This is a genomic window from Nitrosomonas sp. Nm33, assembly GCF_900107265.1.
Taxonomy (GTDB): domain Bacteria; phylum Pseudomonadota; class Gammaproteobacteria; order Burkholderiales; family Nitrosomonadaceae; genus Nitrosomonas.
Genome location: NZ_FNPJ01000028.1, coordinates 14,668 through 37,626, shown reverse-complemented (window position 1 = coordinate 37,626; position 22,959 = coordinate 14,668). Strand labels below are relative to the sequence as shown.

At 45.9% G+C, this 22,959-nt stretch carries 20 protein-coding genes and 1 pseudogene; 14 read left to right on the top strand and 7 right to left on the bottom strand.

All coding sequences use genetic code 11. The annotated features are described in order from the left end of the window. Positions 1 to 149: pseudogene (locus tag BLV54_RS16790) on the top strand (IS481 family transposase); the annotation flags it as partial. Between the two features lie 211 nt (positions 150 to 360). Beyond that, positions 361 to 957 carry a cytochrome P460 family protein gene (locus tag BLV54_RS07675; RefSeq protein ID WP_090570124.1) on the top strand — a complete coding sequence of 199 codons (597 nt, stop codon included), beginning with the start codon at positions 361 to 363 and terminating at the stop codon, positions 955 to 957. 351 nt (positions 958 to 1,308) lie between these two features. On the opposite strand, the gene BLV54_RS07670 is transcribed toward BLV54_RS07675, so the two are convergent. Further along, on the bottom strand, positions 1,309 to 1,503 hold the full coding sequence (locus BLV54_RS07670) for a VOC family protein (protein ID WP_256329259.1): 195 nt from the start codon (positions 1,501 to 1,503) through the stop codon (positions 1,309 to 1,311). Positions 1,504 to 1,716: 213 nt separating this feature from the next. Here BLV54_RS07670 and BLV54_RS07665 point away from each other — a divergent pair, with 213 nt between their 5' ends. After that, positions 1,717 to 1,953, top strand: coding sequence for a lysozyme family protein (locus BLV54_RS07665; protein WP_090570122.1), 237 nt, complete (start codon positions 1,717 to 1,719; stop codon positions 1,951 to 1,953). Between the two features lie 531 nt (positions 1,954 to 2,484). Here BLV54_RS07665 and BLV54_RS07660 read toward each other — a convergent pair. After that, entirely contained in the window at positions 2,485 to 3,096 is a 612-nt protein-coding gene (locus BLV54_RS07660) for a hypothetical protein (protein ID WP_176969711.1), read from the bottom strand. Between the two features lie 656 nt (positions 3,097 to 3,752). Between BLV54_RS07660 and BLV54_RS07655 the strand changes: the two genes are divergently transcribed. Together BLV54_RS07655 and BLV54_RS07650 are read left to right on the top strand one after the other, a co-directional pair. After that, a complete protein-coding gene (locus tag BLV54_RS07655) occupies positions 3,753 to 5,015 on the top strand; it encodes an AI-2E family transporter (protein WP_090570119.1) in 1,263 nt (420 codons plus the stop codon). Positions 5,016 to 5,367: 352 nt separating this feature from the next. Next, the gene (locus BLV54_RS07650; protein WP_090570116.1) at positions 5,368 to 6,333 is read left to right on the top strand and encodes an arsenic resistance protein; all 966 of its coding nucleotides are present in this window, start codon (positions 5,368 to 5,370) and stop codon (positions 6,331 to 6,333) included. 118 nt (positions 6,334 to 6,451) lie between these two features. On the opposite strand, the gene BLV54_RS07645 is transcribed toward BLV54_RS07650, so the two are convergent. Together BLV54_RS07645 and BLV54_RS07640 are read right to left on the bottom strand one after the other, a co-directional pair. Continuing rightward, the gene (locus tag BLV54_RS07645; protein ID WP_090570113.1) at positions 6,452 to 7,375 is read right to left on the bottom strand and encodes a histone deacetylase family protein; all 924 of its coding nucleotides are present in this window, start codon (positions 7,373 to 7,375) and stop codon (positions 6,452 to 6,454) included. Between the two features lie 26 nt (positions 7,376 to 7,401). Then, positions 7,402 to 8,967, bottom strand: a complete 1,566-nt coding sequence (locus BLV54_RS07640; RefSeq protein WP_090570111.1) for an amino acid permease — start codon at positions 8,965 to 8,967, stop codon at positions 7,402 to 7,404. Between the two features lie 204 nt (positions 8,968 to 9,171). Between BLV54_RS07640 and BLV54_RS16045 the strand changes: the two genes are divergently transcribed. The 7 genes from BLV54_RS16045 to BLV54_RS07610 all read left to right on the top strand — a co-directional run bounded on the left by BLV54_RS16045 (position 9,172) and on the right by BLV54_RS07610 (position 16,783). Then, positions 9,172 to 9,348 carry a hypothetical protein gene (locus BLV54_RS16045; protein ID WP_176969710.1) on the top strand — a complete coding sequence of 59 codons (177 nt, stop codon included), beginning with the start codon at positions 9,172 to 9,174 and terminating at the stop codon, positions 9,346 to 9,348. Positions 9,349 to 9,590: 242 nt separating this feature from the next. After that, complete coding sequence (locus BLV54_RS07635) at positions 9,591 to 9,959, top strand: glycine zipper domain-containing protein (protein ID WP_090570109.1); 369 nt, start codon at positions 9,591 to 9,593, stop codon at positions 9,957 to 9,959. A 506-nt stretch (positions 9,960 to 10,465) separates the two neighbouring features. Continuing rightward, the gene (locus BLV54_RS07630; RefSeq protein ID WP_143032450.1) at positions 10,466 to 11,512 is read left to right on the top strand and encodes a hypothetical protein; all 1,047 of its coding nucleotides are present in this window, start codon (positions 10,466 to 10,468) and stop codon (positions 11,510 to 11,512) included. Between the two features lie 546 nt (positions 11,513 to 12,058). After that, positions 12,059 to 13,528, top strand: coding sequence for a DegQ family serine endoprotease (locus tag BLV54_RS07625; RefSeq protein WP_090570103.1), 1,470 nt, complete (start codon positions 12,059 to 12,061; stop codon positions 13,526 to 13,528). Between the two features lie 57 nt (positions 13,529 to 13,585). After that, positions 13,586 to 15,196, top strand: coding sequence for a S10 family peptidase (locus tag BLV54_RS07620; RefSeq protein ID WP_090570099.1), 1,611 nt, complete (start codon positions 13,586 to 13,588; stop codon positions 15,194 to 15,196). A 97-nt stretch (positions 15,197 to 15,293) separates the two neighbouring features. Beyond that, positions 15,294 to 15,731, top strand: coding sequence for a thioredoxin TrxC (gene trxC / locus BLV54_RS07615; protein ID WP_090570096.1), 438 nt, complete (start codon positions 15,294 to 15,296; stop codon positions 15,729 to 15,731). 83 nt (positions 15,732 to 15,814) lie between these two features. Further along, a complete protein-coding gene (locus tag BLV54_RS07610) occupies positions 15,815 to 16,783 on the top strand; it encodes an ornithine cyclodeaminase family protein (protein ID WP_090570093.1) in 969 nt (322 codons plus the stop codon). Here the strand turns inward: BLV54_RS07610 and BLV54_RS07605 are convergent. Beyond that, complete coding sequence (locus tag BLV54_RS07605; RefSeq protein ID WP_143032449.1) at positions 16,754 to 17,161, bottom strand: hypothetical protein; 408 nt, start codon at positions 17,159 to 17,161, stop codon at positions 16,754 to 16,756. The genes BLV54_RS07610 and BLV54_RS07605 overlap by 30 nt on opposite strands. Positions 17,162 to 17,298: 137 nt before the next feature. Here BLV54_RS07605 and BLV54_RS07600 point away from each other — a divergent pair, with 137 nt between their 5' ends. Together BLV54_RS07600 and BLV54_RS07590 are read left to right on the top strand one after the other, a co-directional pair. After that, entirely contained in the window at positions 17,299 to 17,883 is a 585-nt protein-coding gene (locus BLV54_RS07600; protein WP_090570086.1) for a CBS domain-containing protein, read from the top strand. A gap of 647 nt (positions 17,884 to 18,530) precedes the next feature. Next, positions 18,531 to 18,944 carry a VOC family protein gene (locus BLV54_RS07590; protein WP_090570080.1) on the top strand — a complete coding sequence of 138 codons (414 nt, stop codon included), beginning with the start codon at positions 18,531 to 18,533 and terminating at the stop codon, positions 18,942 to 18,944. A 183-nt stretch (positions 18,945 to 19,127) separates the two neighbouring features. Here the strand turns inward: BLV54_RS07590 and BLV54_RS07585 are convergent, their stop codons facing one another. Then, entirely contained in the window at positions 19,128 to 21,875 is a 2,748-nt protein-coding gene (locus BLV54_RS07585; RefSeq protein WP_090570077.1) for a M16 family metallopeptidase, read from the bottom strand. Between the two features lie 149 nt (positions 21,876 to 22,024). Continuing rightward, positions 22,025 to 22,906: a prephenate dehydrogenase gene (locus BLV54_RS07580; protein WP_090570074.1), complete on the bottom strand. Its 882-nt coding sequence runs from the start codon at positions 22,904 to 22,906 to the stop codon at positions 22,025 to 22,027. Positions 22,907 to 22,959: the final 53 nt, after the last annotated feature.

Sequence of the window (22,959 nt, the reverse complement as noted above, 5' to 3'; positions counted from 1 at the left end):
ACTTCGCAAAGCGGCTTAAGATTTTGAAGGGGCTTACACCCTATGAATACATCTGCAAAATATGGACAAAAGAGCCGGAACGTTTTAATGTTAATCCATTCCAGCACACCGTGGGACTAAACACCTGGCTTAGAATTAATATAAGTTGAAAAAATGCCGTTTCGATTGCGCCAATTTCACCCGATTTCAAACCTATTCAGGTTTTATCTATCAAGGATTTATGGTTAGCCAGCAGTGAGCTCATCATTGACGTAACGGTAGACGCGTAATAAACTTCCGTACCACAGGAACCGACGCCTAGTCTTTTAGCTAAAAATCGCGAACTGTAAAGATTCATTTTAACAATCAAAGGAAATTGCAATGGGCTTTAGAAAAATACTTACTACTAGCATTGTGGTCATGATGATGTCATTGGGTGCGGGCAATTATGCCCTTGCAGCAGGACCTGCGCAGTTCAATGATAAGGGAGAATTACTCTTACCGCAGAATTATCGCGAATGGGTCATGGTGGGTACACAGGTTACCCCGAACGAACTAAACGAAGGCAAAGCGCCATTTACTGAAATTCGCACTGTATATGTTGATCCAGAGGGTTATGCGCACTGGAAAAAAACAGGAGAATTTCGAGATGGCACGATGACTGTCAAAGAACTGATCAGTGTAGGGGATCGTAAAGGACCAGGCAGTGGTAACGGTTATTTTATGGGCGACTACATTGGACTGGAAGCATCAGTCAAAGATTCGAGACGTTTTGCTAGTGAACCGGGAAACTGGGGATTCTATATTTTCTATGTACCGGGCACTCCTCTGGTAGCAGCTGCTAAAAACCTGCCGACTCAAGAATGTGCGGAATGCCATAAGGCTAACGCCAAAGACGACCTGGTTTTCACTCAATTCTATCCGGTTTTGCGTGCAGCCAAAGAAACCGGAGCTTCGGGCGTGCTCGCTCCAAAGTAATGACTCAAACAAATCTTCATAGTATCAGCAATAAATCGAAATAGCCGGTGTTGTAGACAAATAATTTGTCTGCTTTTCCATGCAGTGAATTGTCATAACGAATCATTGCGTGGTTGAGACTGCGGGTTTACGCAACAACCGTATGTTTGATTTTCTTGTTGATCGTATCATAACTGGCAATTTTCCTTGGCCCATGGAAGGTTGCCAGTTACTAATTTAATTTTCAGATACACTGAGCAGTGATCACGGCTGCTTCCAAAATGCGATTATCTTCTCAAGTCGGGGTATCACTTTTCAATTAGTACACTGTATCAATTTATATCCAGCAATGACATCTGTACCAGGATGGCGCTATTGCATCGAATGCAGGCCAATCATATTGCCTTCAGTATCCGCGATCAAAGTAATAAAACCATATTGACCAATAGACATCTTCTCTCGCACGATCTGCCCTCCGGAGACAACCGCACGAGCGGCCTCAACGGCGCAGTCTGCACACATAAAGTAGACCAGTACACCATTTCCACCTGATGGCCCGCCTTCCATCTTGACCAAAGCTCCCGGAGCTTTGAGCTATGATCATTTCTGGTGTATGACAGGAGAAGGAAGCGGTGTAACCTGTTGGTAAAGATCTTGGCAGATCAACCACCAATAGAAGGGACACACCGCGGAGGGGACGATCACGAGCAAAGGTTTGCAGGGCGAATATCATGATTTTTTTCGCCGTCTGTCTCTCGCTACCGCATGGCAGGAGAGTTGTTGGCGGCAGTTCATCAAAAAAGTGGCCGACTTGAACCGCTCATGTCACGTGCAGGCGCTATTGGTATCATGCAAGTGAACCCGAACGTATGGCGTGGTTTTTATGAAATTCCGGCGCTACGTAACGATATCAGTTACAATGCTTCGGCAGGGGAAACGAGATCCTGTACCATTATCTTACAGACTATGTTCTTATCAAGAATGAACACAAAGAAACCAACAGTTTCGATCATTTAGCCCGCCTGACTTATGTAGCTTATAATGGTTGTCCAGCTCATTTCGAACGATACCGAAAAAAGTCTGCGTCAAAGGGTATTTATCAGATTGCTTCAGCCTTCTGGCAAAAGGTGCCAAGCTTTAAAAACAAGCGGTCCACTGACGGTAGCTAGTTACTATGAGCAGTCCTGAGTCGATAATTGTAGTTTGGTAACAGGTTTCATGGAAACGCCTGCCAGCTTATTGATCTGATTGATACTAAATCCAGCGAATATTCTTGGTTGGATCGACCAAAATTACCCTGAATTCCCGTTTACCTTGAATCACGCTTTGTTCCAATTGTAATCAATGGGAATTAGATATAAAGCTTCTGACCGATTGTTTCAGTTACTTACATGCAAGATGGATAACTCAATTCGGATATTTGGCTAATTCAATGTATCAGGGATACCAGATTTTGCTGCCGCTGGCTGATTATGTGCATTGATGATGGTTCAGCTATCAACCAGTGGCAGTTTTTATTTTACTTTTATTAAGTGTAACAAGAGAAAATCAGCTAAATCTATCTTGATAGTTTGAAGAAGCATATAGATTTTCCATTGATCCACTGACGGCCTGCACCTTGTTCTCATTAAACAAAATTTTGTTATGGTTGTGGCTATCCTCAGTCAAACGCATGAATAATCCAAGAGCAGCCAGTAGTATTGCAGCACTGATAATGATGATTACCGGATAGTAGAGATTGCCTGCAAGCCCAAGTTGACTGTACTTGATAACTAACAATAATCCTTCGAGAACAAGCGCGACGCACACGATACTGACAAAACGCGGCACTGTACGCCTGAGCACGATTATGATGTGTTGTTCACCTTCTTTACACGCGTATTCCCTGTTAACCACCAAACCAAGCTCAAAGATTGCCAATGCGATAATAGCCATATTGATGGATTTAATAACTGCCTCTACAAGCCCAATGCTGCCCAAGAATCCTTGAAACAGGGCTTCTACGGTTAGAAAAGTGAGTATTAATGCCACTAAGAAAAAGATGACAGAGAAAATAGTGGCCATGAACTGCCTGAAAACAGTGATATTGAGTGGTATTTTAAGTGGTATTAACTGTGTTATTGACTGTGTAAAGGCAGTGAGATTGAGTGACATAAACATTTATTCCTCCTTGCGCTCACATCAATATATTAAATATGCAGTTTTTTTGTGAGCAGCATGACATTGATTTGATCAGATAAGGTTTGAACTGTTAGATTTAGAGTAATAAACCTAGAGGGGTATTGAGTAAAGTTATAGAGGTTAGTGGCCGTAAACTTCACTTGACCGAATCAATACGATAAAAAAATAATCAACAAAAATTGATTATGGATCAGCTCCTGAATTAAAGAGCAGTGGATTAGATTAATACAGCTTTATTACGTAAATATGTTAAGAGATAACAAATAGGCAAACAATAATGCAAATGCATACAATTTTTATTTAAATTTTCTATTAGAGAATGTTCCTAATGGAAAATTCCTAAAACAGATTCTGCGATTATTGCAACTCAATTTGCTTGAAAAGCAATACCTAATGGATTTATGTGAGGAGATTCTCTCAACGACAAAAATGTCTGCAATAATCAAATGAGCTTATAGTAAAAGTTAAATGGACAGCAGTGGCCGGAAACACCTGATCAACCAATCACCGAGAGATATCTTGCAGCGTTGTTATACTTTATACTTGTAGAAATGAATATCCTAAAAAACCCCAATTTGTATAAGTAAGTTTTGATCAAATCTCCCCTAAATATTAACTCACAAAGAATCTAAATAATGCCATTCAGCTTGGATAGTTTTTATGAAACTAACCGTCGCATATTGATCTGGCTCATCCTGGTCGGTTTGCTTTGGTTATTGCGTGACTTTTTTGGACTGATTTTTATCACATTTGTTCTTGCATTTATTGCTATACCTCTGATCCGCCTTAGTCAGAACAAATTAAAACTGCCTTACCGCCTCTCTCTGACGTTGGTATATATCTTTTTTCTAGTAGGACTGGGAAGCTTTTTTCACTATGTCACGCCCAGTGTGATCGGTGAAGCCAGTCGTTTTATGAATAACCTCAGTGAAGTGCAGTCGAGGCTGTTAGAGCTAAAACAAGACATCGGTAGTAAATACCCGGGTGTAGAGCGCTCTTTGCACGGTTATATCCGTAGCATATTGGATGAGGAAACCCAAAAAGTTATTGATAGAGAACTTAATTTGTTCAAGCAAACAATCAACCTTCCTGAAGTCGATCAGTCGGAAGATGAGAAAGATGAGAAAAATAGCAGTATTACGGAAGCTACCCAGGAAAAGCTGAAAAAATATTACGATAGGGAAGCCGAGCTGCTAATTGATTCCTTGATGACTAAACAGATGAATAAAGTCCGGGAGCAGTTGCCTAAACTTATCAACCATCTCTATCAAGCCACTGGTACTATGCTGCTTGCCCTGTTATTCAGTTTCCTGATCCTGTTTGATAGCGTCCGCTTGGGTGATCTGATGAAAAGCCTGCATGATTCACGGTTGCGGGATTTTTATCAGGAAACTGCACAACCGGTAGTTCGCTTTGCATATGTAGTTGGCCGAGCTATCCAGGCACAGGCAATGATCGCGTGTGTGAACACCTTTTTGACTCTGATAGGACTGATATTTCTGGGTATTCCGTCAGTTGCACTTTTATCGTTGATTGTATTCGTGTGCAGTTTTATTCCAGTATTGGGCGTGTTCATCTCTACTACACCGATGGTGCTGATTGCATTGAATACCGGCGGATTGACTTTGGCCGTAGCAATAGTGGTGATGATCACCGTCATACATATTATCGAGGCTTACGGACTTAATCCTTTGATCTATGGTAAACACTTCAAACTCAATCCGGTGCTGGTGCTAATTATCCTGCTGGTTGCTTACCACAGCTTTGGACTGTGGGGGATGATACTGGGTGTTCCGGTCACTTATTACTTTATTCATGATGTATTTGGTGTGCCGTTGTGGGATGAACGGCGGTTGGAGCCACTAAATACAGCTTTAGAAGTAAGCGCAAGCGAATGAATTTATTATAAATTATATGCATATTAACGGATAGTCTTCTTTGTGCGGCTTCTGTGCAGAGAGTTTCAGTGTAAGGCGCTCTTTGTGAGAAAATTTAGTAATGACTATAAGCAAGTTTAATTTTTGGTTACTAGTTAATCACCCCTGAAAAAATTTTTTTCAGGGGTGATTTTTTATTGGAGCCCAAATGACATTTCCAGACATGCAATATTGGCTAAGCAGGGATGAGATCACGCAGCTCAAGCCATTCATCGGGCTTACTTTCACCAGACAGTAGGTTAAAAGCCGACGTTGCTATTGTGCTTGCGATTCGACTGCAGAGTTAGCTCGCACAATCCGAGAGAGGATTCTTATGCTGACGCGCCAGTCACTTGAAAAATACCAGGTTATTATTTACCTGGCAGCCATTGGCTGTGGCCTAGTCGTGGGCAGATTGTCTCCGGATAATATCTCATTTCTGGAAGTGCTACTCTGGCCGCTTCTGGGTGTGCTGCTATACACCACCTTCATTCAGGTGCCGCTGGTACATTTGCGCGAAGCATTGATCGATTCACGCTTTGTTGCGGCCGCAGTGATAGGCAATTTCATACTGCTACCCGTGGTCGTATCGGGTTTGTTGATGCTGGTAACCGAAGAACCGGCAATCCGTCTGGGTGTGTTGTTGGTATTGCTGATGCCATGCACCGATTGGTTTATCACCTTTACCCATCTCGGTGGGGGTGACACTAAGCTGGCCATTGCTTTTTCGCCAATTAGTCTGCTGCTGCAGATTATTCTGCTGCCGGTTTATCTGTGGGTATTTCTGGGTGAAAATTTTGTCATTACCTTGGCGCAAAATCAAATGCTCACCGCATTTGCTGGTTTGATTCTGTTACCTTTATTTGGGGCTTATCTGACAGAAAAATGGGTAGAAAGAAATAAGGACCGACGTTATCTATTGGATCAGTTAGTCTGGTTGCCAATGCCACTACTTGCGCTGGTCGTTTTTTTCATCGCGGCAACGCAGGTTGGTCTCATCATAGGCTCCACCTATTTTCTGGGCCAGCTGCTATTGGTGTTCATTGTTTTTCTCATTATGGCAGGATTGATTGCTTATCTACTTGCACGTCAATTTGCACTTTCACCTGAGCAGGGCAGGGTTTTGGCATTCAGTTTCGGCACACGCAACTCATTTGTTATGTTGCCACTTGCGCTTGCGCTGCCGTCCTCATTCGAATTAGCTGTCGTGGTTATTGTTTTTCAATCGCTGGTCGAACTGCTTGGGATGGCGTTTTATCTTTGGTGGGTGCCAAAACAGCTTTTCCCTATACCTACTTGAGTATTGTGATTCTTGTGTGATGCGCTACAGAGACTGACAAAAACGACGAGTAAAGCTGCGAGCGAGACTGCTCAGTATTTTGAAGGTGCGAAAATGTCGAATGCGGATGCTCACCAAACTACAATCCACACAATACCTTGATATGGGCAGTGGCACTTCTACCGAGCGCATGGAGTGCATAACCGCCTTCCAGGGCAGAGACAATGTGCTTCTGGGCATATTTGTCGGCGATCGCTTTAATCTGCTCGGTTACCCAGATGTAATCCGATTCGATCAGATTCAGATGGGCCATGTCATCTTCCCGATGCGCATCAAACCCAGCGGAAATGAAGATCATTTCTGGTTGGAAGCTTTCGAGTGCTGGTAACCAGTGCTGGGTGACAGCAGAACGAAAAGCCAGACTATCTGTGCCTGCAGCAAGCGGCACGTTGATGATGTGATCGCTGCTGCTATCCGCGCCACAAAATGGATAAAAGGGATGCTCAAAAGTAGAGCAGAGCATGACGCGAGGGTCATGTTTGAGAATATCTTCGGTACCATTGCCGTGATGGACATCGAAATCTGCAATCGCGACCCGCTTTAGATCATACTGCGCCATGGCGTGCGCAACGCCGACGGCAATATTATTAAAAAAGCAGAAACCCATTGCCTGGTCATGAGTGGCATGATGACCGGGAGGGCGGACATTACAAAATGCATTTTCTACCTTGCCGATCATAACGAGGTCAGTGGCCAGTACCACGGCTCCGGCTGCACGATATGCCGCCTCCAGTGTAAAAGGATTCATGAAGGTATCGGCATCGAGGCTGATTAATCCATGCTGCGGTGCAACCGTTTCAATGGATTTGAGATAGCTTCCCGAATGCACACGCGCGAGCTGTTCATGCATCACGCGTGGAGCCTGGTGTTGCTGCAGCAGCGGAAAGATACCGGATGCAATCAATTCATTTTCAATCGCTCGCAGTCGCTCTGGTGATTCTGGGTGATCATACCCCATGTTATGCTCAAGGCAGGCGGGATGGGTAATATAGGCTGTCTGCAACAATTTCTTCCTATGTTTGCAAGTTCTTAGTTCTTTTGCTTTAGCGGTTCATAACCATCTCGGTAATCCGCAAGAGAGCGAATCGGTTCAATGATGTTTTCACCACCAGTGGGTGTTTTGATGCTCAGCGCAACGTGACTTTTACGGTAGCCGTACAGGAAATAAACAATTAAACCAATTCCTGTCCAAATTGGAAATACCAATTTGGCATCTGTTGGCAGGAAGAAAAAGAGCGTTATACAGCCGACTATGGCGAGAGGCCCTACCAGCCAGATAGCCGGTGCTCTGAAAGGTCTGTTGCGATCTTTATTCTTGATGCGCAAAATCATTACGGTGAACGCTACCACCATAAAGGCGAACAACGTGCCGGAATTGGAGATATCCGCGAGCTTGCCAACCGGCAAGAAGGCAGCAGCAAATGTCACTCCGATACCGGTTACCATAGTAACGATGTGCGGTGTTTTGAATCGTGCATGGATGCGACTCAGCGCTTCCGGCAGCAGGCCATCACGGGACATAACGAAAAAGATACGCGTCTGACCAAACAGCATCATGAGGATAACCGACGGCAAAGCCAGGAAAGCGGCCAGGCCGAGCAGATTGCCAACCTTTTCCCAGCCTATTTCACGCAGCACATGCGCCAGCGCTTCTCGTGAGCATACAATTGGCTGCTGCCCGAGAGTGGCAAGGGATTGGCACTGTTCGGCCATTACCATCGAGCCAGGTGATAAACTATTGCCGGCTGCATCCATCACCGGCTGCGCGCCGACCGCACCAATCACGCCGGCTGATACCAAAAGATAGAATAAGGTGCAGATCGCCAGTGAGCCGATGAGGGCAAGGGGAATGTTTCGCTGAGGATTTTTAGTTTCCTCTGCAGCGGTCGATACCGCATCAAAACCAACATAGGCGAAAAAAATGGAAGCAGCTGCCGCGACCACCCCAGAGCTACCTAACGGCAAAAATGGCTGGAAATTTTCCAAATCAGCGACAGGCAGAACCAGTGCAATGAAAGCTGTCAGGGCAGTGATTTTGACCGCCACCAGCGCGGCATTAAATGTAGCACTTTCGCGCGTGCCGATGACGAGTAGGCCTATGACCAGCAAACAGATGATCGCCGCGGGCAGATTGATTATGCCACCGGCAAAGGGACCGTTCGCCAAAGCAAAGGGAATTTCGATCCCGAGAGAATTATTCAGGAGCCCTACGAAATAGCCTGACCAGCCTACCGCAACTGCGCTGGCAGCCACGGAATACTCAAGTATCAATGCCCAGCCTACTATCCATGCCACGAATTCACCCAGTACCGCATAGGAGTAAGTATAAGCAGAACCAGAGACAGGCACCATCGAAGAAAGCTCGGAATAGCAAAGTGCTGCCACCGCACATACAAAACCAGCAATAACGAAGGCAATCATCATGCCAGGGCCTGCTTTCTGGGCAGCTTCAGCAGTCAATACGAAAATACCAGTCCCGATAATAGCACCCACCCCCAAGAGCGTCAGTTGCCATACCCCCAGCGAGCGGTGAAGGCTTTTTTTCTCGGCTGTAGCCAGAATGGCATCTAGCGATTTTACGCGCCAGAAGATCATAGATTTCCCCTTTCAATTTAAACGAATATTTTCTAATAATCCTAAATTCTGTGCAGGATAGTGTACAAGAAATGGCGTTACTATAAAGATGAAAAACCCATGAAATAGCTACTGAAAAATGAGATCAAGCAGGTATGAACGATTATTCTGAAAGAATCTTTCATGCTGCCACCAGGAAAGTTAACGTTTGTAGGAGATCATTCAATGAACAGACATTATCTTAATCCGCTTTTTTCTCCTCGATTTGTAGCTGTGATTGGCGCGAGTAGCCGTGTAGATCCTGTTGGATGGGTCGTGTTTAAGAACATGCTGGAAAGCGGCTATCAGGGCAAGCTCTATGCGGCTAACCCGAATCACCCCTTATCCACCCTGCTGCACTAATACAGGTCATTCATTATCAGTTCAGCAAAGGGAAGGTATCTTTGGAATTCAAACACCAGTAAAATGGATGTCAGATCAGAACTGACGGTTACTCATTAATTAAAAATTTGCAAGCATTAGTAGTGATGGTATGCATTCAAGCTTGTTATGATGAAACATGTAATTATATTCTCCAAAGTTCTGATGATAAGTATTGCTATTTAATATATTAATTAACCTGCTTTAAATAGGACGTTTACTCTATGAAATTGAAATACTTTCTCTTGGCGCTTGCATTGGCAACGGTGGAAGTTAGCGCAGACAACTCCACACTTGATGCAGCAATTGGTGGGGCACTGGGCGGGGCTGCTGGAGCAGCACTTGGTAATGAGGTTGGGGGTCGTAACGGTGCGATTATTGGTGGCGCACTGGGTGCAGGGGTAGGATCTGCGATTAGCACAGATGATGACCATCGCCGTGCACCACGTAGAAATCAATATTATGCCGCTCCACCGGGAGGTCAGTATTATGGTGCGCCACCTAGAGGTGTTCGCCATCAACATAACCATTATTACGATGATGATCGGGGTTATCACTGCCCTCCCGGCCAGGCAAAAAAGGGTCGATGCTGATTAACAGAAGAATTCTAAATCATTACATCTAGTCTTTTTAAGTAATACCAAAGATCATTGATTAATGCATGAGCCAAGGGATGATAGTTCATGCATTAATCGGCTCTTCTTCTTTTCTTTATATCCGCTGTCACTGGAAAACTGTTTTTCTGGGACGACTAGCTAAATCCTTATCTTGCCGAATCAATGATGTGGTGATCAAATTTTATATGACTGCTGCTTCTCGAGGTCTTAGATGCTGAGAGATAAAAATTGTATGCAGATGCATTATTGTCTGCCTGATTGCTGTTGGCTAGCATCATAATGCAATAAAGATTAGGCCGGTTTGATTGTTGCTTCTGTTCGGGTACTTGGAGTCAGCAGATAATTACAACTTTATATGCAGTGGTGACACAATCTATATTTTGAGATAGATAATGGCAACGTAATAGTAATGATCTGGGAGGGAAAAGATGCTGCAAGCACCTGCAACCGCGAATTCTCAACTGGGTATAAAGGGATAGCGAATGAGTAAGTCTATCATGAGTTATCCAATGCGCGTTGTATTCTTGTGGTTTCTACTTGGGCAGATGCCGCTATTGTCTGCTACGGAGATTGCGGCATCCACACCTACGGCTGACGCTATCTTTACCATGCTTAAGCTTGATCGGGATAAAGTAGTTGATCTTGAACGCGGTAAGATCGTCACTTTTGAGACAGGGGAGGCAACAACCCAAAAGGAATTGATGATGGGGTTGAGCATGTATCTTCCATCATCACCAGTGAAGCTGGCAGTTTTTTTCAAACATAAAGATTTGGCGACGATTGATCAAGATGTCTCGGCACTGGGCGAGATATTTCCACAATCCGGTATAGACGCTTTCAAGGAATTTTTTTTTACGCATGAGCAGAGCAATGAAGCCCGGAATTTGCTCGCAGTTACTGCGGGTGATCAATTCAATTTGTCTGCCGAGGAAATTGATAGCTTTGCTTCTCTTAGAGAAAAATTGACCGATGCCGACGAAGCGGCTTTGGTTACAAGCGTATCGCAGCATTACCAGCAGATCTTATTGCAGCGCTGGCAAGCTTATAGTAAGCATGGTCTGGCTGGACTCGCGCCTTACGTACGCAAACGAGCAGATGTCAATCTTGTTGACGAATTACGCATAGCAGCTGCTAACAGCAAATTGCTGGCGCACTTTTCTCCAGCTTTACAAAAGGTCTGGTTAAATTATCCGACCCAGCTGCCAGCCGATACTGAAGAACGATTTTTTTGGCTCAATCGACAAGTGCAAAATCGACCTACGGCAATTCTCAGCCATCGTATCGTGTTAACAACTGATGCTGCTTCAGTAATTATTACCAGACAATTCTTTGTCGGCCATTCTTACAACTCCAGTCATCTGATCTTGGGTTGCCTGCCGTACCGTGATGGCTCTATCGTGTTTTATACACACAGAACTTCAACTGACCAGGTTACTAACAGCTTAAAGCGCAGCATCGGCCGCCAGCGGATCAAACAGCAAATGATTAAGAATTTGCAAGGTTTACGTGCTGCACTCGAATCCTTCTAAGCACGTTAGCGGGCTTGATTCTTTGCCATCTTATTAATACTGTCTGCGGCTTGCCTTCGCATCATATTTGATTTGGAAATGGAATAAGTCGTAAATCAGTAAACCTGGCAATGAAAACGGTGTCTCAGGAATATAGTTACTAAAAGTTGTTTTCTTTTCAATTAAGGAGATTCTGAATAGTTCCATTTCTAAATCAAAGCTGACTTTATCGGCTTCTCCTTGCCGTCTTATTAATACTGTCTGCGGCTTGCCTTCGTGTCATGTTTGATTGGAAATGGAATAAGTGCTACACGCAGGTGAAGTGGTGCAGAGGAGTCTATATTTGGTGCTCGAAAACTTGCTCTATCTATTCTGATATGTAGCTATGCCAAAACATAGTTTCACATAGTTTCGTTAAAATTTTGTTTGATCGAAACTCGTTGAGCTTGTTTTCCCGTTTCCTGCGCTCTGTCTGCCTTGCGCTTTATCCTGCTTGGCAACTTATTCAAGGCTTCCTTAGATAGATCACTCATTTGTCTCAGATGTGTAAAAGGAGGTTCTAACAATATGAAAAAAAACTTATTTGCTCAGCTCCTGTATCTGGCGTGGCTGCTAGCCCTGCCTGGCCATGCAAGTGATGATGCTATCGCTAATCTGCGGCAGACCGGTAAGGCATTTGCCTCTGTTGCACGCGCCGTTTCACCTTCCGTTGTGTTCATCCAGGTGGAGGGTAAAGCATCGAGAGGGGTTACACCATTTTTTTCACCGTTCGGTGATGAGGGACCTTTTGGTGAGGACTTCTTTAAACGTTTTTTTGGTGATCAGTTTCCAGGAATTCCTCGGACGCCACGCTCTGATAAGCCACAAGAAGAGCGCCGCGTCATGGGACAGGGTTCCGGTTTCGTTTTTGCAGCCAAGGACGGTCTGCTATCTAACAAAACTTATATTCTGACGAACAGCCACGTGGTAGAAAATGCCGACAAAATCCGGGTGAAATTTCAGGATGATCGTGAATTCGTGGCCAAGGTCACCGGCCGTGATCCGCAATCTGATATCGCGGTGATAGAGATCAATGCGCATGGCTATCACCCACTCACGTTAGCGGATTCTTCTAAAGTGGAGGTTGGTGAGTGGGTGGTGGCGATTGGTAATCCCTTTGGCCTTAGCCACACGCTGACAGTTGGTGTTGTCAGCGCCAAGGGGCGAACGAGTCTTGGCATCAATGATTACGAGGATTTCATTCAAACCGACGCTGCAATTAACCCTGGTAACTCAGGTGGCCCATTAGTCAATCTGAATGGTGAGGCAGTAGGCATCAATACGGCCATCTTTAGTCGCAGTGGAGGGTACATGGGCGTAGGCTTTGCTATCCCTAGTAATCTGGCCAAGACAATTGCCAATCAATTGATTGAACATGGCGAGGTTACACGTGGTTACTTGGGTATCGTCATTCAGCAGCTGACATCTGCCCTGGCAGAATCGTTTGGAATTGAAGCATCGCAAGGGGTTCTTGTTGCTCAGGTCAGCAAGCATTCCCCTGCAGAGAAAGCAGGGCTGCGCCAGGGCGATATCATCGAGCGCTTTGAGGGCGAGCCAGTCAAAGATGTAGGAAGTTTGCGTAACCGGGTAGCGTTGACTGCTCCCGGTACCACTGTCGAGTTAGTTATTCTGCGAGATGGCAAGCAAAAAACCATGGAAATCACGATCGGTAAACTCACCAAGGATAAGCAGCTTGCCGAGGAAACGTCGCAACGTGCAGAAGATATTGGTTTGACAGTGCAGACGCTGACACCGCAACTGGCAGAACAGTTTGATGCAATAGTGGGTGAAGGTGTACTCGTCACGGAGGTTCGACGCGGCTCCATTGCTGCCATGGCGGGAATCAAGCCAGGTACGATTGTCCTTCAGGTAAATCGCAAAGAAGTGAAGAGTGCTGCCGAGTTTCAACGTGCAGTCAAAGAAAGCAGCAGTGATAAACGTTTGTTGCTGCTTATCCGTGAGGGTGAAACGCAACGCTTTGTCGCTTTGAGCTGGTAGCAAACTAATGCGTGTAAATAAAATGCCAACTTAGTGCTTGTGGAAGGGGAGCTTACGATGACGGGGAAATTTGTTCTAAATCCGCGCATGTTATGGATATTCGTTACAACCTGGTTCTGCTTGTCGCAGGTAACGATTGTGCTGAGCGCACCGGAGAAGGCTCAAGTACAAATAGAGCCTTTGAACGAACCAGGTGTTCTTGATGTTTCCAATCGCTCCATTACTTCGCATACCTTTACGGCTGGCGGAGTAAAATTTGACTATACGGCTACCGCTGCATCGATCACGGTTTATGATAAACGATCAAAACCAATAGGCCAGATTTTCTATATTGCCTACACGAGGGAACAGCAGGGTGGGTGTCCCCGACCGCTTACCTTTGTATTTAATGGTGGCCCTGGTGCCGCTTCCGCGTACCTGCACCTTGGCGCGCTCGGACCACAGCGAGTGGTTTTCAATCCAGATGGTACCGTGCCGCCGACGCCAGCGCGAATCGTGGACAACCCGAGAAGCTGGCTAGCTTTTACTGATCTGGTTTTCGTTGATCCTATCGGAACGGGTTATAGTCGTGAAGTGAGGCATGACGAAAGCAGCAAGAAAGATGATGAGGTTAGGCGGAAACCGGAATCTTCCGGCAATACCCCTCCGCAAGCGAAGGCCTGGGGAGTTGAGGAAGATACCGTTTCGCTGTCTCGTTTTATTCGTACCTATCTGACTGAAGAAAATCGCTGGTTATCGTCCATTTATCTGGTTGGTGAGAGTTATGGGGGATTCCGGGTCGCGCGCCTGTCTAAACGGTTGCAATCCAAGTTTGGTATTGCGCCAACGGGTTTGATCCTGATTTCGCCTGCGCTGGATTTTAGTTTTATCTTGAGTGATGAGCGCAACCTGTGGCCATGGGTGTCGTTATTGCCGAGTTACGCGGCGGTGGCGGCAGTCCATGAACGCAGTAACAAGATAAACTACCGGGCGAGTGATCCCCGTTCTTCGCTAGCGGAAGTGGAGCGTGTCGCCTTGTCAGACTATCTTCGCGGACTGGCAACGGGCTCGTTCGAACAGGATTTGCTTGAGCAAATCAGTAGATTGATCGGTTTGGATAAGGATATCCTGCTACGTGGGATGGGGCGTGTTCCTTCCGCGCGTTTTGCCAAGGCGCTGCTCGCCCACCAGCGTCGTGTGCTGACTTTGTATGATGGATCGATTACACTAATCGATCCAAAGCCAGCTACATCACTGCTTACTGGCAGCGATTTCTATCTCCAGCGGCTCAATGCGCCTCTGACAGCAGCTTTTAACAATTATGTCCGCGATCGCCTCAATTTTAAAACTGATATACCCTTTCTGCTGTTAAATGAAGAGGTATCTGAATCGTGGAATTGGCGATCTGGAATTCGCGGGCAACAAGGCTTTGCCGAAGCCCTTTCAGATCTGAAAGAGGCCATGAACCTGAATCCTGCTATGCGGACGCAGATTGTGCATGGTGTTTTCGACCTGGTCACCCCATACTATGCCTCGGAGATAATGATCAAACAAATGGCGCTGGATCCGCTGATAAGTAATAACATTAAGCTCAAGGTCTACCATGGCGGACACATGCCTTACTTGCATCAGAAGACGCTTGATAGCCTGTTTGAGGATGCGCTACAGTTTTACAAATTTATGCCATGACTGATCGCCCTGGTAGTTGATCAGGCGATGTACAGATGCTGGTTTGAGTGTAATTTGGCTAATAGGGAGATCGGTAATCTTTGATTAGGAAGATATAATGAACGAGTCTATGCATATTGTTTGTCCGCAGTGTGATGTTATCAATCGTATTCCTTCTGCGCGACTGAGTGAAGCACCGAAATGTGGTAAATGTCACCGGCTACTGTTTGATGGTCATCCCGTTGAATTGACTGAGTCCACCTTTCAGCAGCATATTAGCCATAATGATATTCCGTTGTTAGTAGATTTCTGGGCGCCATGGTGTGGTCCCTGCAAAATGATGGCGCCTCAGTTTGCTCAGGCCGCCACCCAGCTTGAGCCCAAAGTGCGTCTGGCCAAGGTCAATACCGAGGTTGAGCAGATGCTGGGTGCCCAGTTCGCTATTCGCAGTATCCCGACGCTGGTGTTGTTTCAGCACGGTCGTGAGGTGGCACATCAGTCGGGAGCTATGGGAATGGCAGATATCGTGAGATGGGCGCTTAATCATACTGATTAGATCTTTCTTCGGATTGCTTATACGTTTGTACCTGCCATAGCAGTCATTCTGAGTTTCAAGGTAATGAAAAATGGGTAGTAGAAATGGAACAGCCTGAGAGCTTATTGTATCTATCCCATAAGACGCTTGAGAGCTTGGCTCTCACGACAAAAGATATTATCGAAAGTATTGAGTATCTTTTGCATGGGCGTAGACAGTCACAGGTCTGGAATGCACCGAAGGCTGTTATTACACCGCCGGATGGCAGATACATGATGGCGACACTGTCTGCGGCCGATGATCCACCTTTTCTGGCTGTAAAGTCGCTTATTCTCAATCCGCGCAATCGGGAACATAGACTCCCGGATATTAACTCATTGGTCACCCTTCTTGATAGCAATACAGGTCTGCCACTGGCTGTCATGGATGGTAATTGGATTACAGCAATGCGCACAGCAGGATTGAGTGCGGTTACCGCCAGGCAGCTTGCAAAGTCTGATGCTTCCACCGCTGCATTTATCGGTTGCGGTGTTCAGGCACGCAGCCATTTGCAGGCCTTTTCTGAGTTGTTTCCTCTAAAGGAAATTCGAGTGTTCGGTCGCGGAAGCGCAAACCGGGAAGCTTTATGTCAGGCAGCGGAAAAGCTGGGTCTATTGGCAGTCGCTAGCAAGAGTGCCTGGGAAGCGGTGAGTGACGCTGATCTGATAATTTCGACCATTACCCTTTCGCCCGAGCTCGTTCCCTTTCTTGATGCACGCTGGTTGAAGCCAGGTGCCTTTGTCACGGCGGTTGACTTGGCTGCATCCTGGTTAAAAAACGGTATGCCCACATTCGACCGAATTATCATTGATGATATTGAGCAGGAGGCGCAAATGTCCACACCTCTGGTTGATCCTGAGTTAGTGAGTGGTGATCTGACAGGTTTGGTTAATGGTGACATCGCTGGGCGCTGCTCTGACGATGAAAAGACTGCTTTTATTTTCCGCGGTCTGGCTTTGGGAGATCTTGCTCTTGCAGCGCTTGCCTACCAGCGTGCCCGTCAGTCATTCAAGGGATTTGAAATTGAACGCTAGTGAAACCTGGATTAAAAAAAGAGAAATCAGCAAGAAACCACGCCTCGCTCTGATTAAATAATGCCGCGCTGCGCGCCAGCCATTTTTCCGCTTCGATAGCACAAGTAACACGATATCGCCTGGAACAAGCTCTGCCATGGACAATAAATGAGTGATTTCATCACGTCGTATTCGTACCATGGCATGTACCATCTGCTTCAAGGCAGCTACAGCCCGCTCGGCGCAATATTCCTGCACAACCAAAATTAAGCTATTGTTGTAACCCATAAACAGTTTTGAAGCTGTTTGATTTGATTGAATCGTTGATAGGCTTGAGCAAAGTAAAGCAGCTAGTGCGCGTTTGGCATGTTTCTGAGCTTGGGTGGATGTAACATACACAATATTTTGTAATACGACGCAATATGCAGTATTGACCCTCTATTTTGATAAGCGTAAAGTTAAATAAGATAGTCTGAAGCTTGCTTTAATCCTTCTCACTTTCACGTACTTATCCACTAACCATGGAGGATGTTATCATGACTGAATACCATGTACTTCCTGCACAACACTTAACAGGTGCTGTTCGGATTGCCCACCCAACTCCGCCAAAATTTGTGACAATGGAATCGCCTGCGCTCGAAATTATGACTGATTTGCGGCATAGTCATGTTGCTGAGATCGACCCACATGCAACTATGGAGTCAGCCAATGAATATATGATGCAACGAGGGGTGCGCTCGTTGTTTGTATTAAATGATGATCATCTTCTGCAGGGGGTGATTACCGCTTCCGATATTCTTGGTGAGAAACCCTTGCGCTTCATTCAGGAATACCGCATGAAACGTAGTGAGATTCTAGTCTCGGATATCATGACACCACTCGATTGCTTAGAAGTGATTCCCTTCAAGGAAGTGCTGCGTGCAAAAGTTGGGGATGTGATTGCTAGTTTGTGTGATGCAGGGCGCCAGCATACCCTGGTTATGGAGGGAGATATTGATGGTGCCCCAACGATATGCGGGATTTTTTCACTGACCCAAATCGAAAAGCAGTTAGGCATTGCCATTCCACTTCCAGGAGTTGCCAAAACTTTTGCAGCGATTGAAGCGACCTTGATTCATTGACAACAGCATAGCTCAGCTTGATTACAAAGACCGGAAGGTACTGATAAAAGATCAGTACCTTCAACCTCGAAGCGGGGTGTAGTGTCTGGTAACTACCTCGACATTAACAGGCCGTTGAAAAACGTATTCGAGGCAGTCGATGATAGGCAAAAACAGGCGAAAAAAGCGGGGTTTATATCTGATAAATGAGCATTTTGAGCCTGTTTTTAACACCGCAGGGCTTTCTTGCCATATATTCAATATGGCTATGAAATTACCCATTGTCTTTTGTCTTGGTTAAGATTAAATGATTCATCAGTCAATTGGTAAGGTCGCATGATTTTTAATTTGCCTTGAGAAAAATGTGCTTAACCCGAATATTTCACCAAGTCGGCTTTTACTACAATGCAAAAATTGATGAACAAGTGTTTCTGGACAGATTTACGGAAATCCAATTTGTACCGTTGGCTTTCGCGGATGCTGGCGGGAGATTTGCAGCATTTCTCCGCCCCCACTCCGCACCAATATTCGTGGATATCGGCTTGGCGCGGGATACGTAAATCCGCTCGCAAATCTCTTCATCATCATCCCGCGTCCTGGCAAAATATCCGGGTTGAAATGTTGCGTCACTTAGACTATAAAAAAATGACAAATTCTGGGAAATCAAAATGGCAATCAAGGGTATGAACCATTTTACAGTGCTGACCAGCGATCTGGACAAGTGCAAGGCTTTTTATATTGACGTGCTTGGATTAACGGAAGGATATCGCCCACCTTTTTCTTTTCCAGGTGCTTGGCTTTATTCCGGCGACCAAGCCATTCTACATATCATTGCAGGCAGACCTTTACCAGCAGATGCGCAGGGCGTCATTGATCACATGGCGTTTACTGCATCCAATCTCCAGTCAGTTGTGGATAAACTCAACCTGCACGGTATTGCGTTCAAGCTCCATCGACTCATAGGTCAACAAACGTGGCAGCTTTTTTGTCACGATCCAGATGGCGCGAAAGTAGAACTCGATTTTGCAGCGAGTGAGCCTGAGCCCAAGATGGGGATTGCGAGGGAAGGTCTCAATAAGTAAGCGAAGTGAATACGGTGCAAGGCACACCCAACCTCTTGCTTGTTTTGCCAGATTCTTTTAACAGAGATATTAAGGAATGTATTGCACTTCTCTATGCTCGGAGCTCGGAGCGCAGTGTATTTCCAGGGCTCCGAGCGTTGTTACTTATCATCACTCCATAGCGATTATTGAGATCGCTTTAAGTTATTGTGAAGCAGTAGCAGTGGTGACTTTGGAAAAGTCGCCAGCTTTTATAATCGTCAGCTTGTTGAAATCGAGATGCTTGCGCAATGCAGCGAGAATCGATTCTGGAGTGAGCGCTGCAATTCTGGTTTCAAACTCGATATCCCATTGCATGGTGCGCTTGCGTGTCAGGTAATTAGCCAGACGTTCAGCAAGTGCTTTATCTTGTCCACGGGCGATGCGCCGTGCTTGGAGATAACCAGCCTTGGCTGTTTCAACTTCTTCTGTAGTGAAACCTTCTTTCATTACGCGCTCCAGTTCTTCCTTCACGGCCGACTCGACACGTGCACGGTTTTCCGGCGCATAGATGGCATATATATTGAATTCACCTTGTTCATCAAAAGTACTGGCTGAGAGAGTCGATGCGACATTGTAGGACAAGCCCTCCTGTTCGCGGATGCGGCGCCATAATCTTGAGTCGGCCGAGCCACCAAGAAGATAATTGCCTACAATCAGAGCAGGATAATCAGGATGATCATCACGCAACCTTAGGTTCATACCAGCTTGAAATACGGCATTGGCTTTATCTGGTGTTTCAAGGTCATGATTGATGGGGGTGATGTCTTGATAGGGCACAGGAATACGTTGGTAGGGACGTGGACTTTTCCAGTCACCAAAAAGCTGTCGTGTGAGCTGGAGAATTTCTTCCGGCTCAAAATCACCTATGATAGAAAATTCACTGTCCGAAGCACCAAATAGCTCACTATGGCATTGCTTTACTTCGGCAAGGGTCAGCCCATTGATGCGCTCAATACGTTCTTCTAGTGTAGGTGTGTAATGCCAGTGCGAGGCAGGGTAAGGAGCAAGATGACGCTCCATGAGCAAGCTTGCCTGGGCGCCAGGTTCACTTCGCTTGCTTTCGATGGATGACAGCATTGCGAGTTTTAGCTGTTCAAACTCTTTTTCAGGAAAAGTTGGTTCGCGCAATACTTCAGCAACCAGTCTGAGTGTATCGGGGAGATTGGCGCGTACTGTTTCAATGGAAACGCCTTCATTATTAACGTCGACCTGTGCTTTGAGTCTGTCGAATGTGTCACGTAGCGTTTGACGAGTATGGTGTTTCGTACCGCGCATCAGCATGGCGCTTGTTATATCACATGCTGTAGCCCGGTTTTGTGTGCTTTCCTCATCACCCCAATGCAGTAAAAGTGATGCCACGACTGTACCACCACGGGTTTTCTTGGGTAACATGGCAAGCTTCATGCCTCCAGGTAAGGTAGCACGAACAATTCTTGCTTCAATATTCGTGGGTGTGGGATCAAAGGCTTCTCCAGCGCTTACGCTGGGATCACCACGATATCCTTCAAGCATGAGGGCTACATCTGGGACTGCTGGTATCTCGGCACGATCAAGTGTCGAAGTAGGGATAAATAAACCCAATGTCCGATTGCTTGGTTTGAAATAATTATTAGCGGCATGCTGTACCTCATCGAGTGTTACTTGTTTGATGCGATCGCGATGCAGGAACAGTAATCGCCAATCACCCATGGCAATGTATTCAGTGAGCGTGATGGAGAACTTGCGTGTATCGGCAAGTAGTTGTTCAATTTCATTTAGCAGGCGAGTACGAGCGCGCTCAAGCTCTTCGGCAGTAATCGGGTGAGCAGCGAGCGATTCGATGGTATTGATCAGGTCATCGCGCGCAGTATCCAGTGACATGTCGGGTCGTAGATTTGCGCCGAAAAAAGCATACCCTGCTTCCCGCAACTGTCGTTCAAAACCCAGAATGGAGGTTGCATGTTTAGACTCTACTAGTGCTTTGTGCAATCTGCCGCCAGGAACTTCTCTAAGGATGGTGACCAGTAGATCAATCGCAGCATACTCAGGATGTGCGCCAGAAGGAATATGATAAAGTGTGGCGGCAATCTGGGTATCACCCACACGCCGCAGCTTAACCATGCGTTCACCGTCTTGCGTTGGTTCGGCTGTATAGGTTTTTTGCAGTTTGCGCGTCGGGCGTGGAAGAGGACCAAAATGACGCGCCACCATTTTTAATGCTTCAGCCTCCTCGAATTTTCCTGCAACGACAAGCACAGCATTATCTGGCTGGTAATAATGACGATAGAAAGCCTGCAATCGCTCAATTGGTACATTTTCGATATCTGAGCGTGAACCAATGATGGAACGGCCATAATTGTGCCAGGAATAAGCTGCCGAAGTCATGCGGTCAGCTAGCACGCTGAAGGGACTGTTTTCACCGGCTTCGAATTCGTTGCGTACCACGGTCATTTCGCTATCGAGATCTGATTTTGCAACGCGTGAATTGACCATGCGATCAGCTTCTAAGCGAAGTGCCCAGTCAAGATTATCCGCGCTGGCGGTAAAAGTTTCAAAATAATTGGTGCGATCATAGGAAGTGGTACCGTTCCAACGGGCACCGCGTTTGGTAAATTCATTTTTGATGTCGGAAAATTGCTCCGTTCCTTTGAATAAAAGGTGTTCGAGCAGATGCGCCATGCCTGATTCGCCGTAGCCTTCATCACGTGAACCAACAAGATAAACGACATTGACCGTAATCGAGTCGAGTGAGTTATCCGGAGCAAGCAGGATGCGTAATCCATTGGTAAGTTGATATTCCGAGATACCTTCAACTGTCGTCATTTTAGTTAAACCAGCAGGCACTTTCGCATTGGGTTGCTGAGCGTTGGCTTCCTTAAATAATATAAGAGATATGACAAAGGTGATAAACGTAATCAGATGTCGATACATAGTTGCTTTTTTATTCTTAAATTAAGATTAATAAACAATAAAAAGACTACTCTTTCAATAGGAAGTTCGATCAAGCTACTTGCTTCTTTTTCCATATTTACAGAATAAACCTGCAGAGAAGTGGTTCCATAGCGCGGTTGCTTGGGAATCTAATAGTTTTTTAGCCATTGTTGCCGTGTTTCGCGAGCATTCGCAAATGCCCTTTCGAGTGCTTCCCCATCGTTGTTTGCTAGAATAGTGCGCAGGCTGGTTAGCTCATTCTGATAGATATCAATTTGTTTAAGTAACATTTCCTGGTTAGCAAGACAGATGTCGCGCCACATTTCCGGCGAGCTGCTTGCAATGCGAGTGCAATCACGAAAACTGCTGCCCGCAAAGCGCAATACCTCTTCAGGTTTGTCTTCAATGTTGGTTCGAACGTGATTCATGAGCGTAAACGCTAGAATGTGAGGCAGGTGGCTGATGATGGCGAGTATCCGGTCGTGCTGATCAGCCGTCATGCAAGAGATTTTTGCACCACAATGCTGCCAGAGTGTTGAGACTAGGTTGATTGCCTGATCATTATTTTCTGCCAAGGGAGTGATGATCAGATGTTTGTCGCGAAACAAATGGGTACTGGCAGCTTCAGCACCACTGAATTCAGTTCCGGCAATAGGATGACAGGGAACGAAGTGAGTGAGATGCCGGGCAAGATGAGTACGTGCAGCGAATATTACATCTTGTTTGGTACTTCCAACATCAGAGACAATCGTTCCAGGCTCGAGAAAGGGAGCGATCTGTGCCATGATGTTGCTGGTTTGACCTACGGGCATGGCAAGCAGGACAAAATCCGCGTCTTTTAGTGCAGATGCCAAGCTATCCGCTACTTCATCAATGATGTCCAGCTCAAGAGCACGCTGCATATTTTTTCTGCTACGTCCGATGCCAACGATATGCTTGACCATTCCAGCATGACGCAATGCCAATGCAAAGGAACCTCCAATCAGACCGACGCCGATGACAACTAGCTTGTGCAGTAGGGGAGAAGTCATGTTTGCGTACTTTTAGATGGATTATAGGGTTATCATGATTCTGGACATTGATC